The organism is uncultured Phycicoccus sp. (genome assembly GCF_947495705.1).
In the GTDB taxonomy this organism is placed as follows: Bacteria; Actinomycetota; Actinomycetes; order Actinomycetales; family Dermatophilaceae; genus Phycicoccus.
In genome coordinates this window covers 49,737-64,335 of the sequence record NZ_CANLZR010000007.1, presented here as the reverse complement: position 1 = coordinate 64,335, position 14,599 = coordinate 49,737, and the positions used below count along the sequence as shown (strand labels likewise).

Genomic DNA, 14,599 nt, shown 5'->3' with positions numbered 1-14,599 from the left:
TCTCGCAGGGTGAGTCGCCTCGTCGTCGCCCGCCGCCTGTTCCTGGGACTGCTCGCCGCCGTCGTCGTCGTGGCCCTCGTCGCCGGGGTCATCGTCGTCTCGACCGTGCGCGAGTCGCTGCCGACCCGGTCCGGCGAGGCCACCCTGCCCGGGCTGGGGGCCGCCGTCACCGTGATGCGGGACGACAGTGGGGTCCCGCACATCTACGGCGACAGCGTCACCGACCTCGCCCGGGCCCAGGGCTACGTCCACGCCCAGGAGCTTTTCTTCGAGATGGACCTGCGGCGGCACATCACGGCGGGGCGGCTCGCCGAGCTCGTCGGCCAGCCCGGGGTGCAGACCGACAAGGTCGTGCGGACGATGGGCTGGCGCCGGGTGGCCGAACAGGAGCTGCCGACCCTGGAGCCCGAGACCCGGCAGGCGCTGCAGGCCTACGCCGAGGGGGTCAACCGGTACCTGCGCGGCCGCAGCCCGGGCGAGGTCTCGCTCGAGTACAGCGTGCTCGGCCTGTCGATGCCGATCGGGGACATCGAGGAGTGGTCGCCCGTCGACAGCCTCGCCTGGCTCAAGGCGATGGCGTGGGACCTGCGCGGCGACTACACCAACGAGCTCGCCCGCGCCCAGCTCAGCGGCCGCCTCAGCCCCGCCCAGATCGACCAGATCTACCCGGCGTACCAGCCCGACCTGCGCCCGCCGATCCTCTCCGACGAGGAGTGGCGACCAGGCCGGGCGCCGGCGGGGTCCGCGCTGCCGTCCTCGCTCGCGGGCGCAGCGTCCGCCCCCGCTGCGGGCGAGGTGGCCCGCGAGCTGTCGACCCCCGACGCCCGGGCCGCGTACACGGCCGTGCAGCAGGCGCTGGACGCGGTGCCGGAGCTGGTGGGACGGGGCGAGGGGGTCGGCTCGAACTCGTGGGTCGTGGCGGGCTCACGGACCACGACGGGCCAGCCGCTGCTCGCCAACGACCCGCACCTCGGCATCGGCCAGCCCGGCATCTGGATCCAGAACAGCCTGCACTGCCGCACGGTGGGCCCGGGGTGCCCCCTGGACGTCTCGGGCTTCTCCTTCGCCGGGGTCCCCGGCGTCATCATCGGCCACAACGCGGACATCGCCTGGGGCTTCACCAACCTCGACCCCGACGTCACCGACTTCTACCTCGAGCGGGTCGTCGGTGACACCTACCAGCGCGACGGCGACTGGGTGCCGCTGCGGGTCCGCCAGGAGACGATCAAGGTCGCCGGCGGGGCGGACCAGACGATCGTGACCCGCTCCACCGAGAACGGCCCGATCATGTCCGACGTGATCCAGGCCGTGCGGGATGCCGGGTCGCGAGCACCCACGCAGCAGGAGGGCGATGACAGCGAGGCGTACGCCGTCTCGCTGGCCTGGACCGGCCTGCTGCCGGGACGCACCGCCGACGCGATCCTCGCGCTCAACACCGCCAGTGACTTCGACGAGTTCCGCGACGCCGCGCGGGACTTCGCCGTCCCCTCGCAGAACCTCGTGTACGCCGACCGGGCCGGGCACATCGGCTACCAGGCGCCCGGGCAGATCCCGATCCGACGCTCCGCCGTTCCCAAGGCACCGCCGGGCTACTGGCCGGCGCCGGGCTGGGACTCGACGTACGCGTGGACGGGGTTCGTCGAGTTCTCGGACCTGCCGTGGACCCTCGACCCGCCCGACGGCCTCATCGTCGCCGCCAACCAGGCCGTCGCCGACAGCAGCTCGCCGTTCCTCACGACCGAGTGGGACGCCGGCTGGCGCTCCACCCGCATCGCACAGCGGCTCGACGAGCTCGACCAGGTCTCGCCGGCCGACATGGCCTCGATCCAGATGGACGACGCCGACCTCTTCGCCCAGGTGCTCGTCCCGGCGCTGCTCGGGGTGCCGCTCGAGGCCACCGACTCCGAGCCCGCCCAGCAGGACCTCCTCGACTTCACCGAGGAGGCCCGCTCGCTGCTGCGTGGCTGGGACCGGACGACTCCGGCCGCCGACTCGGACGCATCGGCCGCGGCGGCCTACTACAACGCGGTGTGGCGCAACCTGTGCGAGCTGCTCTTCGACGACGAGCTCCCCACCGGCCTCAAGGCCGACGGCGGGCACCGGTGGCGCGCCGCCGTGCAGGGCCTGCTCGCCGAGCCCGAGAGCGCCTGGTGGGACAACGCCCTCACCCCGAACGTCACCGAAGGCAAGGACGAGATCCTGCGCCAGGCCCTCGTCGAGGCACGGCTCGAGCTGACCCGGGAGCTCGGCAAGGACCCGAAGGGCTGGGACTGGGGCAAGCTGCACCGGATCACGCTGCAGCACCGGGTGCTCGGCGGCGGGGACGTGCCCGGGCCCGTCCGCTGGCTGTTCAACGAGGGGCCCTACGACATGCCGGGCAGTTCGGCCATCGTCAACGCGAACGGCTGGAACGCCAGCGAGGGGTATGAGGTCAACTGGGCGCCGTCGATGCGGATGGTCGTCGACCTCGCGGACCTGGACTCCTCGACCTGGATCAACCAGACCGGGGTCAGCGGGCATGCGACCGACGAGCACTATGCCGACCAGGTCGACGACTGGGTCGCGGGGCGCCAGCGACCGTGGCCGTTCTCGTTGGAGGCCGTCCAGGGCACCGACCCCGAGATCCTCACCCTGCGCCCGGACAGCAGCACCGCCACCGGCTGACGCCGCCGCGGCCCGCGCCGCGCTCAGCCGGCCGGCAGGTCCACCAGCCCGTCGGCCGTGAGCACCCCGTCCACGCGTACGTCGTGCGGCTCCACCGGCAGCGGCTCGGCGCCGGGGTCGAGCAGCTCGCCGGGGTGCAGCAGCACGACGGCCCGCACGCCCGGGGCCCTGCGGGTGAGGGCACGGTCGTAGCAGCCGCCCCCCTGCCCCATCCGGGTCCCGGACCGGTCGACGGCCAGCCCGGGGGCCAGGACGAGGGTGGCGGTGCGGACGGCGTCGAGGCCGAGCCGGCCCCCGTCGCCGCTCACGTCGTGCCAGTCGAGGTCGAGGTCGGGCAGGGTGTCGGGCACGAGCACCCGCAGGCCCGCCGCCACGAGCCGGGCGTTGAGCGCGGTCGTCGGCGGCTCGGCGGGCATCGACTCGTAGCTGAGGACGGTGGCACCGGGCGCGAGCCGGAGGGACGCGACGAGGTCGAGGGCGTGCGCGGCGAGGGCGCGGCCGTCGGCCTCCAGGTCGCGGGCCGCGGCGATCTCGAGGCGTCGGGCACGCCGCAGCCGGCGGGTCTGAGGTTTTGAGAGGGCGCCCACCCCGGCATCGTAGGGTGGCGCCATGACGAGCGAGGCCCTGCGCGCCGCGACCGCGAAGATGCACGACGCCGGGGTCGACGACCTCGCGGTCCGGGTCTTCGCCGGCTTCCACGACCAGCTCGCCGCCGACGTCACCGGCACCATCCCGGAGGACACGATCGAGCCGCTCGGTGAGGTCGCAACGTTGCGCGACGTGCGGACGCGCGACGACGCGGCCCTGCGCGACGCGCTCGCCCGGACCGTCGTCGTCAAGCTCAACGGGGGCCTCGGCACCGGGATGGGCGTCCAGGGGCCGAAGTCGGCGCTGGAGGTCCGCGACGGGCGCACCTTCCTCGACATTATCGCCGACCAGGTCCTCGCGCTCCGCGAGCGGTACGGGGTCGCGGTGCCGCTCGTCCTCATGAACTCGTTCCGCACCCGTGCGGTCTCGCTCGAGATCCTGGCGCGGCATGCAGGGCTCGAGGTCGACGGACTGCCGCTGGACTTCCTCCAGAACATGGAGCCGAAGCTGCGCTCCGACGACCTGGCCCCGGTCGAGTGGCCCGCGGACCCCGAGCTCGAGTGGTGCCCGCCGGGCCACGGCGACGTGTACGTGGCGCTGCAGACCAGCGGCATCCTCGAGCGCCTGCGCGGCCGGGGCCACCGCTACCTCTTCCTGTCCAACGCGGACAACCTCGGCGCCACCTGCGACCCGGCCATCCCGGCCTGGATGGCCGCCGAGGGGATCCCGTACGTCGCCGAGGTGAGCCCCCGCACGGTCAACGACCGCAAGGGCGGCCATCTCGCCGTGCGCCGCGCCGACGGCCGGCTCGTCCTGCGGGACTCGGCGATGGTCGAGCCCGGCGAGGAGCCGCTGTTCCAGGACACCGAGCGGCACCGGTACTTCCACACGAACAACCTGTGGGTCGACCTCGACGCGCTCGCGGCCCGTCTGGACGAGCGCGACGGGGTGCTGGGCCTGCCGATCATCGTCAACCGCAAGACCGTCGACCCCACGCGGCCGGACTCGCCGCCGGTCGTGCAGATCGAGTCGGCGATGGGGGCGGCCGTCGAGCTGTTCGACGGGGCGCGGGCCCTCGAGGTCGAGCGGTCCCGCTTTCGGCCCGTCAAGACGACCAACGAGCTGCTGCTCATCCGCAGCGACCTGTACCGGATCGCCGAGGACGGGGCCGTCGAGTCGGTCACCGGCCGCCCCGAGCCCTACGTCGACCTCGGCCCGGCGTACCGGCTCGTCCACGACTTCGACGCCCGCTTCCCCCGGGGCGTGCCCCGCCTGCGGGCGTGCACGAGCCTGCGCGTCGAGGGCGACACGACGTTCGGCGCCGACGTCGTGTGCGTCGGCGACGTCCGGGTGCCGCCGGAGCGTCGGCACGTCCCTGACGGCGCACGGCTCGAGGGGGACGCGTGATGCGCTCGCTCGAGGAGCACCGCGCGGCCATCCTGGCGCTGGTGGCCCCGCTCCCCGCCGAGCGCGTGGCGGTCGCGGGCTCGCGCGGACGGGTGCTCGCCCGGGACGTCGTCGCGGCCGTCGACCTGCCCGGCTTCGACAACTCCGCGATGGACGGCTACGCCGTGCGGGCCGCTGACCTCGACGGGGCGAGCGAGGCGACACCGGTCCGGCTGCCCGTCGACGGCGACATCGCGGCGGGAGACACGACCCGCCACGTCCTCGCCCCCGGCCACGCGCTGCGCATCATGACGGGCGCGCCGCTGCCGGAGGGCTGCGACGCCGTCGTGCCCGTGGAGCTGACCGATGGGGGCGCCGACACCGTCGAGGTGCGGGTGGAGCCCGAGGTGGGCCGCTTCGTCCGGCGCCAGGGCGAGGACGTCCGCACCGGTGACGTCGTGCTGCGGGCCGGGACACTGCTCGGCCCAGGTCACGTCGCGCTCATGGCCGCCGCCAACGTCGCGCAGGTCGAGGTGCACCGGCGCCCCCGGGTCGCCGTCGTGTCCACCGGCGACGAGCTCGTGCCCGTGGGCTCGTCCCTGGAGCACGGCCAGATCGTCGACTCCAACTCGCTCATGCTCGAGGCGCTCGTCGAGGCGGCCGGCGCCGAGGTCGCCGCCCGGGTCCACCTGCGGGACGACGCCGACGCCGTGCGGGCGTTCCTCACCGCACCGGACGGTGACCCCGACCTGCTCATCACGACGGGAGGGGTCTCGATGGGTGTCTACGACACGGTCAAGGAGGTGCTCACCGAGGTCGGCGGGGTCGAGTTCGTCAAGGTCGCCATGCGGCCCGGGATGCCGCAGGGGTGCGGTGCCGTGGCAGGCGGGCGCGTCGCGCTGGTCACGCTCCCCGGCAACCCGGTCAGCTCGTTCGCCTCGTTCCACGTCTTCGTGCTGCCGGCCCTGCGGGCCATGACCGGTCTCGACCCGGCCGACGACGGTGGCTTCGACGCGGTCGCCGGCGAGCAGTGGCCGGTGGTCCGCGAGAAGGTCGAGCTCACCCGGGTCGTCGAGGAGGCCGGTGTCGTCCGTCCCTCGGGCGGGCAGGGGTCCCACATGCTGGCCGCCCTCGCCGAGGCGACCGCGCTCGCGATGGTCCCGGTGGGGGCCGCCGAGGTTCGGGTGGGTGACACGGTGCATTGTCTGCCGATCCTGGGGCATCATCGAGACCGTGGCTGAGACCCAAGGGCCCTCCTCGGGCCTGACCCACGTGCGCGCCGACGGCACGGCGCACATGGTCGACGTCTCGGCGAAGGCCGTCACCGCGCGCCGGGCAGAGGCCCGCGGCCGGGTCCTCCTCTCACCCGAGGCCGTCGCCGCCCTGCGGGGTGGGGCGGTCCCCAAGGGCGACGCCCTGGCCGTCGCGCGGATCGCGGGCATCCAGGCGGCCAAGCGCACCCCCGAGCTCGTCCCGCTCGCGCACCCCGTCGCGGTGCACGCCGTCGAGGTCGACCTCACGGTCGCCGACGACGGGGTCGACCTGCGCGCCGAGGTCCGCACCGCGGACCGCACCGGCATCGAGATGGAGGCGCTCACCGCCGTGGCGGTGGGGGCGCTGGCGCTCGTCGACATGGTCAAGGCGGTCGACAAGCACGCCCGGATCACCGATGTACGCGTCACCGCGAAGTCCGGGGGCCGGTCGGGGGACTGGGTCGAGGCGCAGGGATGAGCGCCGACGGTCCGCTCGCAGGGCGCCGAGCCGTCGTCGTCACCTGCTCGACCCGGGCGTCGGAGGGCGTGTACCCCGACCGCGGCGGCGCGCTCATCGCCCAGACGCTGCGCGGGTGGGGCTGCGAGGTCGACGACCCCACGGTGGTGCCGGACGGGCCGGCGGTCGCGGAGGCGCTGCGGGCCTCGCTCGCGAGTGGTCCCGACCTCGTCCTCACGACCGGGGGGACCGGGCTGACGCCCACCGACGGGACGCCCGACGCCACCCGGCCGTTGCTCGACCACGAGGTCCCGGGTATCGCCGAGGCGATCCGGGCGGCCGGGGTGGCCGCGGGCGTCCCGACCGCGATGTTGTCGCGCGGCCTCGCCGGCCTCGCGGGCCGGACTCTCGTCGTCAACCTGCCGGGCTCCTCCGGTGGGGTGCGGGACGCGCTGCAGGTCCTCGCCGACGTCCTGCCGCACGCCCTCGAGCAGGTCCGCGGGGGCGACCACTGATGTGGCGGCGACTCGTCGGTGCCGGCCCCCGCCGCGACCCGCACCCGGCTCCGCCGCCGGAGTGGGTGTGGCCCGTGTACCTGTACGGCCGAACCCCCACCGGGGCCGAGGTCGCGCTCCGGCCGCTCATGTACGCCGACGGCCCGGTGTTCCAGGCGGTCCGCCGGGCCAACGCCGAGTGGCTCGAGCCGTGGGACGCCACGGCGCCCGACCCGTCCACGCCGCCCCGCTCGTTCGAGGACCTCGTCCGGCAGTACGACGACGACGGCGCGGCCGGCAGGGCCCTGCCGCTCGCCATCGAGTCGGCCGGCCGACTCGTCGGTCAGGTCAACGTGGGCACCGTGGTCTTCGGCTCCTTCCGGTCCTGTCACGTCGGGTACTGGGTGAGCCGCGCCGTGGCCGGTCAGATGATCGTGCCGACGGCCGTCGCGCTGGTTGCCGACCACCTGTTCACGCGGGTCGGCCTGCACCGCATGGAGATCAACATCAGGCCCCAGAACACGGCGAGCCTCGCGGTGGTGCGCAAGCTCGGGTTCCGGGCCGAAGGACACCGGCCCCACTACCTGCACATCGACGGCGCGTGGCGGACGCACCTGTCGTTCGCGATCACGACCGAGGACCTCGGGTCCGAGACGATGCTCGAGCGGTTGACCCGTCTGACCCGTTCGACACAGTCGTCACATGAGTCACTTGCGCGACACACCGAGTCGGGTGCGGGCGCGGGAGAGGCTCCGCGCCTACCGTCGTAGCCGTGCAGTCCCCGTCGAGTCTGATCTTCATCGTCCTCCTCGGGGTGTGGGCTGCCTACTTCGTCCAGTACTGGATCCGCCGCCGCGACCACCTGGCCACCGCGCGCTCCGTCGAGCAGTTCAGCGCGGCGATGCGAGTCCTGGAGCGGCGCAGCCCGATTCCGCGCACCGACCTCTCCGACCCGGCGCCTCGTTCGTGGTCCGTCCACCCCGCCCGGCCGGTCCGCCCGCAGGTCGTCGTCAAGCGCGCCGTGCCCGCCGAGATGCCCTCGCCGATGTCCCCCCGACCCGCCGGCCGACCCGTCCCGGAGACGGCGCGGCCCGCGGCCCGGCCGGCTGCCGCTCCGGCCGCGGTCCGGCCCTCGCGCCGGGTCCGCGCCTCCGTCTTCGTCCTCGCGGTCCTCGGGTCGCTCGCCACCGCCGGCCTCGCCGGGCTGTCGCTGGTTCCGCCGTGGGCGCCGCTGGTCGCGGTCGGCGGGCTCGTCCTCGCCCTCGCGTGGGTGCGGGCCGGGGTGCGCGCCGAGCGTGCCGCCCGCGCCGCCCGGCGGCGCCGTGCGGTGCAGGAGGCTCGCCGCCGTGCTGCGGCGGTGCCCGGCTCGGCTGCACCCGGTCGCCGCGGTGCCGGCGCGGGGAGCGCCACCGCCGGCCGCTCGCGTGCCGACGGCGAGCTCGTCGCACCGGTCGAGGTGATGGCGTCGTCGTCTAGCGACGGGTCGGCCGCCGACGTCGACGCGGACCGCGGTGAGGTCGCCGAGGCGGCTTCCCGGGCCGATGCGGCTGTGCAGCGGGACGCCGTGGAGCCGGTCGCCTCGGAGCCGGTCGCTGTGGAGCCGGTCGCCGTGGAGCCGGAGCCGGAGCCCGAGCCGGTGATCGAGTACGTGCACCTCGTCGACGAGGACGACATCCCCCTCACCTGGGACCCCGTGCCCGTGCCCCGGCCGACCTACACGATGAAGGCCAAGGCGGAGCGGCCCGAGGTCGCCCCGGCCGACGTCACGCCCACCCCGGCCCCGGGGCACGCAGCGTTGCGCCTGCGCGAGGACGAGGTCGACGAGCGCCGCGTCGCCGGCGCCTGACCTCCCGTTGGCCGCAGGCCACACCGCCGGCTACCGGCCGCCGGACTGATCTCCCAGCCGTCCGGCGCGGGGAGCGGCCAGGTGAAAGGTCAGATCCAGAAACGCCCCGCTGACCGGAGGTATCCCTCCGGATCCGGACCGAGGGTCCTCCGTTGTCGGAGGGATACCTCCGGGATCCGGAGCGATTCCGGGACGATGCCTTCTTGTCTGGTCGGGCGACGGGACGCTCGGCCGCTGGGCTCAGGAGTCGGGGTGGTCCTGCGTCGGCACCTCGGGGACCAGCGGCGCGTCGGGGGTGTCCTCGGCGGCCTCCGCCCGCGCCTCGGCCGCCTGCTCGGTTCCGATGACGTCGGAGACCTCTGCGTCCTCGCTCGCCAGGTCGGTGTGGCCCTCGGCCCCGTCGAGCAGATGGTGCCCGACGGCGTTGAGCACCGCGACCGTCGGCACCGCGATGAGACCGCCGATGATCCCCGCGAGGATGAGCCCTGCGGCGATGGCGAGGATCACGGCCAACGGGTGCAGCCGCATGGCCCGGCCGATGAGCAGCGGCTGGAGCAGGTGGCTCTCGAGCTGCTGGACGCCGATCACCACCGCCAGCATGATGAGCGCCTTGACGGGGCCGAGCGCGACGAGGGCGAGGAGCACCGCGACCCCGCCGGACACGGCCGCACCGACGATCGGGATGAAGGCGCCGAAGAACACGAGCAGCGCGATGCCGGAGGCGAACGGCACCCCGAGGATGGCGGCGCCGAGGCCGATGCCCGTGGCGTCGGCGGCCGCGACCAGGATCGTCGCGCGGGTGAAGGCCGCGAGCTGGCCCCAGGCGATCAGGCCGGACGAGTGAGTCCTGGCGCGGGCGCCGCGGGGGAACATCCGCACCACCCACGCCCAGATCGCGGGGCCGTCGTAGAGGAAGAAGAACAGGGTGAACAGGGCGAGGAAGAACCCGGCGACGAGGTGGCCGGCGGTGAGCCCCGCGGCGGCCAGGGTGTCGGTGACGTTCCCGGAGCTCAGGGACTCCCTGGCGCGGTCGATGTAGTCGGTGAGCTGGGTGTCGCTGATGCCGAAGGTGTCCTGGACCCACTGGCGGATCTGCTCGATGCCGTCGGTGACCTTCGTCGTGATGTCACCGAGCTGGCTCGTGAGCTGCGACCCGACGAAGGACAGCAGCCCCGTGACGACCGCGATCGTCCCGATGACGGTGATCCCGGCGGCGGCGCCCTTCGGCATGACGCGCGCCAGCCGGTCGAACACCGGGTGGAGCAGCGCCGAGAGCAGCATCGCGACGACGATCGGGATGACGACCTGGGACAGCAGGCTCGTGAGGTACAGGACACCGACGAGAGCGGCGGCGATGACGATGCCCCGCCAGGCCCACTCGCTCGCGGTCCGGACGCCGACCGGGACCGACCATTCCGCGGGTCGGCGCGGGTCGTCCTCGGCCAGGGGCACGACCGAGGCGGCGAAGCGCGCGTCGGCCTCGGAGCGCGTGCGTCGCGGGAACGGGAGTCGCATGGGCTGACTCTAGGCGGTGGGGACGGCGGCACCGTCCGCAGCGGTGCGGAGCCTCCGGACACCCGGCCGACTCGGTTTCGAGGCGCTGCCTCGACGGTGTTATCGTTTCACCCGCACTCGGGGCTGTGGCGCAGTTGGTAGCGCGTCTCGTTCGCAATGAGAAGGTCAGGGGTTCGAATCCCCTCAGCTCCACCCGAGACGAACCCCGTCCGACCGGCACACTCGTGCCGGCCCGGGCGGGGTTTCGCTCGTTGTCCTTCACCACCGACGCCCTGGCGTGCCCCCCCGGCGCCTCGCGGCCGGGAACGCGGCCGATGTGTCGCCGACTAGGCGGTCTGTCGGCTCTGCATTCGCTGTTCGAGGTCATGCATGACGATGGCGGCCAGGTCTTCGAGCGTCGTGATGTCGCTGTCAGTCATGGTGCGTGGGTGGCGGTCGATGATGCACAACGTGCCGAGGTTGTAGCCGTCATGGGTACGGAGCGGGATGCCCGCGTAGAACTGCAGCCCCAGTTCCCCCGCCACCAAGGGATTCGACAGCGCCCGCGAGTCGAGGCGCGCGTCCTCGATGACCCAGGGCTCGTTCTGGAGGATGGCCGAGGCACACAGGCCCGGCTCCCTGTCGACCTGGTCGATGTCCACACCGTGGTGTGACTTGAACCAGATGCGGTCATCGTCGACCACGCTGACGATCGCTATCGGCACCGAGAACAGGCGGGCGGCCAGGGCCGTGATCCGGTCGAACGCACCGTCGTGCGGCGTGTCCAAGATCTGGTAGCGGTGAACGGCCGTCAGCCTCGCCGCTTCATCAGCGTGGGAGAACGGCTGATCCTCTGCCAGTCGGCCCTTCTCCGCGACGACGATCTCACCGAGGGCGATGGCCGCCTCTCCAGCGGAGGGCCGGGCTGTCGGGTCCGTTGCCGTCATCGCCGTGAGCAGCCACACCCATTGCGGGTCGAGGTCCTTGGGAATCTCCGGACGGTTCAGCAGCCGAGCCAGGGCACTGGTCAACGGGTCGCCGGGGAAGGACCTGACGCCGGTGAGGCATTCGAGCAGCACCAGGCCGAGGGAGTAGATGTCGCTGGGGGGTCCGAGCGGCTCTTCCTTGGCCTGTTCCGGGCTGACGTAGGCGGCCGTTCCCATGAAGGACCCGCTGCCACCGCTGAGCGGGGCCTCGGTCAGGACGGCGATGCCGAAGTCGGTGAGCTTGGCTCGCACCCTGGTGGCGTCGGCGCCGTAGTCGAACATCATGATGTTCGCGGGCTTGACGTCACGATGGATGACCCCGTTGTCGTGGACGTAGCTGAGCGCCGTCGCCACGTCGTAGCCGATCTGGGCGACGTCCACCGGCGGCATGGATCCCTGGGCCAGTCGATCCCGAAGGTCGGGTCCGTCGATCAGCTCCATCACGAGGAAGATGCGCGGCCGGCCGGGGTGGGACAGGTCGGAGCCCGCATCGAACAGGGTGACCAAGCCGTGGTGGTTCAGCCGTGCGAGAAGCTTGACCTCGTCTTCGTCGCGACGCAGGTCCTCCGGACCCACCATGGGCGGCTCGATCAGCTTGACGGCGACGTCGCGCTCGAGGAACTCGTCCCGTGCCCGATGGACGGTCCCGACCGAGCCGCGCCCGATCTCGTGGAGGAGTCGGTACCGCCCGCCGAGAAGCGCGCTCGTAAGACCCTTGACTGACACTTCTGACACGTTCGTCCGCTCTCTGACAGGTTGGTCGAAGATACGCCCTGAGCGAGGGTTGCGGGGGGTCTCGTACGTGCACAGACAGCTGCCGTCAGGAGTTGGGAGCACGACTCCCGAACGCAGCGCGGCCTTACCGCTGTGCGCCCCTCTGGTGCCGGTCGGTCTGCGCGACCCGGCGGTCCGTGGCGATGATCCAGACGGCGAGGGCCACCCCCGCGAGCGCCGCCAGCAGGAAGAAGACGATGGCGATCCCGGGGTAGCCGAGCAGGGTCCACGACGAGGGCACCCGCATCATGAACGCGGCCCCGATGAGCGTGGCCGCGATGATGAGGCCGAGGGTGAGCCGGTTGGCGACCCGCTGGAGGACCAGGTGGAGCCGCTGCTCGTCGAGGGCGTCGACCCGCAGCCGGAACTCGCCGGCCGCCATCGCGTCGAGGATCCGGTTGGCCCGCTGCGGCAGGTGCGCGGTGAAGTCCTTGGCCTCGATCGCCGCCGACAGCAGACCCCCGGGGGAGGTCTTGAGACCCGACGCGAAGATCTCGCTCACGTTGTCGCGGATGCACTGGGCGGGCGCGAACGTCGGGTCGAGGTGGGACGTCGCCTGGTCGAGGTTGAGCATCGCCTTGCCGATCATCGACATCTCCGACGGCGGGCGGAGCCCGTGGACGCCGGAGAGGCGGCTCAGGTCGACCAGCACCGTGCCGACCTGCAGGTCCGCGCCGCTGGCCACCGCCTCGGAGACCAGGTGCGTGACGTCGTCTCGGAACGCTGCGGCGTCATAGCCCTCGATCGGGTGCCCCATCGCCGCGAGGATGGCCGCGGCCTCCTCGCCGTCGCCGTCGCTGATCGCGAGGAGCAGCTTGACCACCTCACCCTGGAGGCGAGGCGGCACCGACGCCGTCATCCCGAGGTCCAGCAGCGCCAGCCGCCCGTCGTCGGTGAGCAGGAGGTTGCCGGGGTGCGGGTCGGCGTGCAGGACACCGTGGTCGAGGATCATCCGCAGGTAGGCGCGGAAGAGCTCCTCGACGATGGGCCGGGCGTCGACGTCGGTGAGCCCGAGACGCCCGACGTCGGTGATCTTGCGGCCCTCGATGCGGTCCATCGTCAGCAGCCTGCTCGTCGTGTACTCCATCACCGGCTGGGGCACGACGAGGCGGTCGTACTCGGCGGTCAGCTCGCCGAAGGTGACGAGGTTCTTGGCTTCGCGCCGGTAGTCCAGCTCCCCGGCGACCGAGCGACGGAACTGCGCCAGGAGCTGCCCGAACCCGAACCGTCGACCGACCTCGGTCCGGTTGTCCGCGATCGACGCCAGCCGGGTCAGCACCTCCATGTCGTCGCGGACGGTCTCGCGGACGCCCGGCCGCTGCACCTTGACGACGACCTCGTGGCCGTTGCGCAACGTTGCGGCATGGACCTGCCCGATCGAGGCCGAGGCCAGCGGGTCGACGGCGAAGTCGCTGAACCGCTCGGTGATCGGCGCCCCCAGCTCGCTCTCGACGACCTCCCGCACCGCGGCGAACGGGACGGGGTCGACGGTGTCCTGGAGCCTCGCCAGCGCCGCCGTGTACGCGGCGGGCAGGAGGTCGAAGCGGGTCGACAGGAGCTGCCCCAGCTTGATGAAGGTGGGCCCCATCCGTTCGAGGTCGCTCGCGAACCGCTCCGCGGTCACGGTCTCCCCGGTGACCGGCTTGTCGGCCTCGGCGCCCGGCTCGTCGACGGCGAACTCGTCGAGCTGCGCACCGGAGACGAGATCGGATCGGCCGTAGCGGCGGAGGAGGCGGACGAGGTCCACGTAGCGGCTGTCGAGGGGGTTGCGCATCCGGACATCCTCCCGCTTCCGTCGATCGCCCGCGCCCCGGGGTGGCCGGACGGCGGGCCGGCGGCGATGAGGGCCGCCGGCCCGTCGTGCTGCGAGGTCTGACGTCCCGGTCGGACGGCTCACTGTCCGACCGGGACGCGTCCCGGCCGGTCGCATCCTCCGGCGGGACGTTCGTGGGGTCCTGCGACCCGGTTCAGCGGTGGCTGCGGCCGTTCGCGCGGCCGGAGCGCTTGAGCGCCTTGCGAGCGGACTTCTCGGCCGACTTCCGATCGGACCTCGCGGTGGTGCGGTCGGACTTCGCGCTCGACCGCTCGGCGGCAGCCGCTGCCTTGGCGGCCGCCTTGGCCTGCTTCCGGGCGGCCTTTGCGGCGTCCTTCTCGGCCTTCGACCGCTTCGCCGTGGACGACTCCTGCTCCTCGTCCGCCGCGTCGGCGTCCGTCGCGGAGGTGGCATCGTCGCAGCCGACCTCCTGGAGGTTGCGGAACGCCGTCGAGTTCGCGGCCTTGCCGGGCACGTCCTTGACGTGCTCCCACGCGGTGCACAGCCCGTGCCGGGCGGGTCCTGAGGCGTCCGGACCGACTCCCGGGTGGTGCCCGGCGTCCTGCCCGTCGTCGGTCTCCCCGTTCTCCGACGAGCCGTCCTGGCCGTCGTCGGTCTCCGTCCCGCCGTCCTCCCCCTCGTCGGGTGAGGTAGGGCCATCGGGCTCCTCGGCTCCGGAGTCGTCGGACGGGGCGGACGTGGGCTCGTCGTCGCTGACGACGACGGAGACCGGAGCGGTCGAGGCCACGGCAGCCACCCCTCCGCCGAGGACGACGACGACGGCGCTCGTGAGCGCCGCCCCGATACGGCTGATGGTCACAGGAACCTCCGACGAGCAGGGGTG

General features: G+C 73.1%; 12 protein-coding genes and 1 tRNA gene. 8 read left to right on the top strand and 5 right to left on the bottom strand.

Features of this window, described 5'->3' with window-relative positions; all coding sequences use genetic code 11:
• Positions 1-9: 9 nt before the first annotated feature.
• On the top strand, positions 10-2,664 hold the full coding sequence (locus Q0963_RS11175; protein ID WP_299445673.1) for a penicillin acylase family protein: 2,655 nt from the start codon (positions 10-12) through the stop codon (positions 2,662-2,664).
• 23 nt (positions 2,665-2,687) lie between these two features.
• Here the strand turns inward: Q0963_RS11175 and Q0963_RS11170 are convergent, their stop codons facing one another.
• Positions 2,688-3,251, bottom strand: a complete 564-nt coding sequence (locus tag Q0963_RS11170) for a 5-formyltetrahydrofolate cyclo-ligase (RefSeq protein WP_299445672.1) — start codon at positions 3,249-3,251, stop codon at positions 2,688-2,690.
• 22 nt (positions 3,252-3,273) lie between these two features.
• Here Q0963_RS11170 and Q0963_RS11165 point away from each other — a divergent pair, with 22 nt between their 5' ends.
• From Q0963_RS11165 to Q0963_RS11140, 6 genes are read left to right on the top strand one after another with little or no spacing between them, the layout of a single operon-like run.
• On the top strand, positions 3,274-4,659 hold the full coding sequence (locus tag Q0963_RS11165) for a UTP--glucose-1-phosphate uridylyltransferase (protein WP_299445671.1): 1,386 nt from the start codon (positions 3,274-3,276) through the stop codon (positions 4,657-4,659).
• Positions 4,659-5,879, top strand: a complete 1,221-nt coding sequence (glp, locus tag Q0963_RS11160) for a gephyrin-like molybdotransferase Glp (protein ID WP_299445670.1) — start codon at positions 4,659-4,661, stop codon at positions 5,877-5,879. Before Q0963_RS11165 ends, glp begins: the two co-directional genes overlap by 1 nt.
• The gene (moaC, locus tag Q0963_RS11155) at positions 5,872-6,369 is read left to right on the top strand and encodes a cyclic pyranopterin monophosphate synthase MoaC (RefSeq protein WP_299445669.1); all 498 of its coding nucleotides are present in this window, start codon (positions 5,872-5,874) and stop codon (positions 6,367-6,369) included. Before glp ends, moaC begins: the two co-directional genes overlap by 8 nt.
• Positions 6,366-6,863 (top strand): molybdenum cofactor biosynthesis protein B, encoded by a 498-nt coding sequence (locus Q0963_RS11150; protein WP_299445668.1) that lies wholly within the window; start codon positions 6,366-6,368, stop codon positions 6,861-6,863. Before moaC ends, Q0963_RS11150 begins: the two co-directional genes overlap by 4 nt.
• Complete coding sequence (locus Q0963_RS11145) at positions 6,863-7,612, top strand: GNAT family N-acetyltransferase (RefSeq protein WP_299445667.1); 750 nt, start codon at positions 6,863-6,865, stop codon at positions 7,610-7,612. Before Q0963_RS11150 ends, Q0963_RS11145 begins: the two co-directional genes overlap by 1 nt.
• 2 nt (positions 7,613-7,614) lie before the next feature.
• Entirely contained in the window at positions 7,615-8,688 is a 1,074-nt protein-coding gene (locus Q0963_RS11140) for a hypothetical protein (RefSeq protein WP_299445666.1), read from the top strand.
• A gap of 240 nt (positions 8,689-8,928) precedes the next feature.
• Here the strand turns inward: Q0963_RS11140 and Q0963_RS11135 are convergent, their stop codons facing one another.
• Positions 8,929-10,203, bottom strand: coding sequence for an AI-2E family transporter (locus Q0963_RS11135; protein WP_299445665.1), 1,275 nt, complete (start codon positions 10,201-10,203; stop codon positions 8,929-8,931).
• 119 nt (positions 10,204-10,322) lie between these two features.
• Between Q0963_RS11135 and Q0963_RS11130 the strand changes: the two genes are divergently transcribed.
• Positions 10,323-10,395: transfer RNA gene (locus tag Q0963_RS11130), tRNA-Ala, on the top strand.
• Positions 10,396-10,529: 134 nt separating this feature from the next.
• Here the strand turns inward: Q0963_RS11130 and Q0963_RS11125 are convergent.
• From Q0963_RS11125 to Q0963_RS11115, 3 genes are all read right to left on the bottom strand, one after another.
• Entirely contained in the window at positions 10,530-11,903 is a 1,374-nt protein-coding gene (locus tag Q0963_RS11125) for a GAF domain-containing serine/threonine-protein kinase (RefSeq protein WP_299445664.1), read from the bottom strand.
• A gap of 124 nt (positions 11,904-12,027) precedes the next feature.
• Complete coding sequence (locus tag Q0963_RS11120) at positions 12,028-13,716, bottom strand: AarF/ABC1/UbiB kinase family protein (RefSeq protein WP_299445663.1); 1,689 nt, start codon at positions 13,714-13,716, stop codon at positions 12,028-12,030.
• A 193-nt stretch (positions 13,717-13,909) separates the two neighbouring features.
• The gene (locus Q0963_RS11115) at positions 13,910-14,575 is read right to left on the bottom strand and encodes a hypothetical protein (RefSeq protein WP_299445661.1); all 666 of its coding nucleotides are present in this window, start codon (positions 14,573-14,575) and stop codon (positions 13,910-13,912) included.
• Positions 14,576-14,599 lie beyond the last annotated feature (24 nt).

Excerpts from the sequence above, each read along its gene's own strand:
- Q0963_RS11135 (WP_299445665.1), bottom strand. The coding sequence starts at position 10,203 with ATGCGACTCCCGTTCCCGCGACGCACGCGCTCCGAGGCCGACGCGCGC.
- glp (WP_299445670.1), top strand. The coding sequence starts at position 4,659 with ATGCGCTCGCTCGAGGAGCACCGCGCGGCCATCCTGGCGCTGGTGGCC.
- Q0963_RS11150 (WP_299445668.1), top strand. The coding sequence starts at position 6,366 with ATGAGCGCCGACGGTCCGCTCGCAGGGCGCCGAGCCGTCGTCGTCACC.
- Q0963_RS11165 (WP_299445671.1), top strand. The coding sequence starts at position 3,274 with ATGACGAGCGAGGCCCTGCGCGCCGCGACCGCGAAGATGCACGACGCC.
- Q0963_RS11145 (WP_299445667.1), top strand. The coding sequence starts at position 6,863 with ATGTGGCGGCGACTCGTCGGTGCCGGCCCCCGCCGCGACCCGCACCCG.
- Q0963_RS11120 (WP_299445663.1), bottom strand. The coding sequence starts at position 13,716 with ATGCGCAACCCCCTCGACAGCCGCTACGTGGACCTCGTCCGCCTCCTC.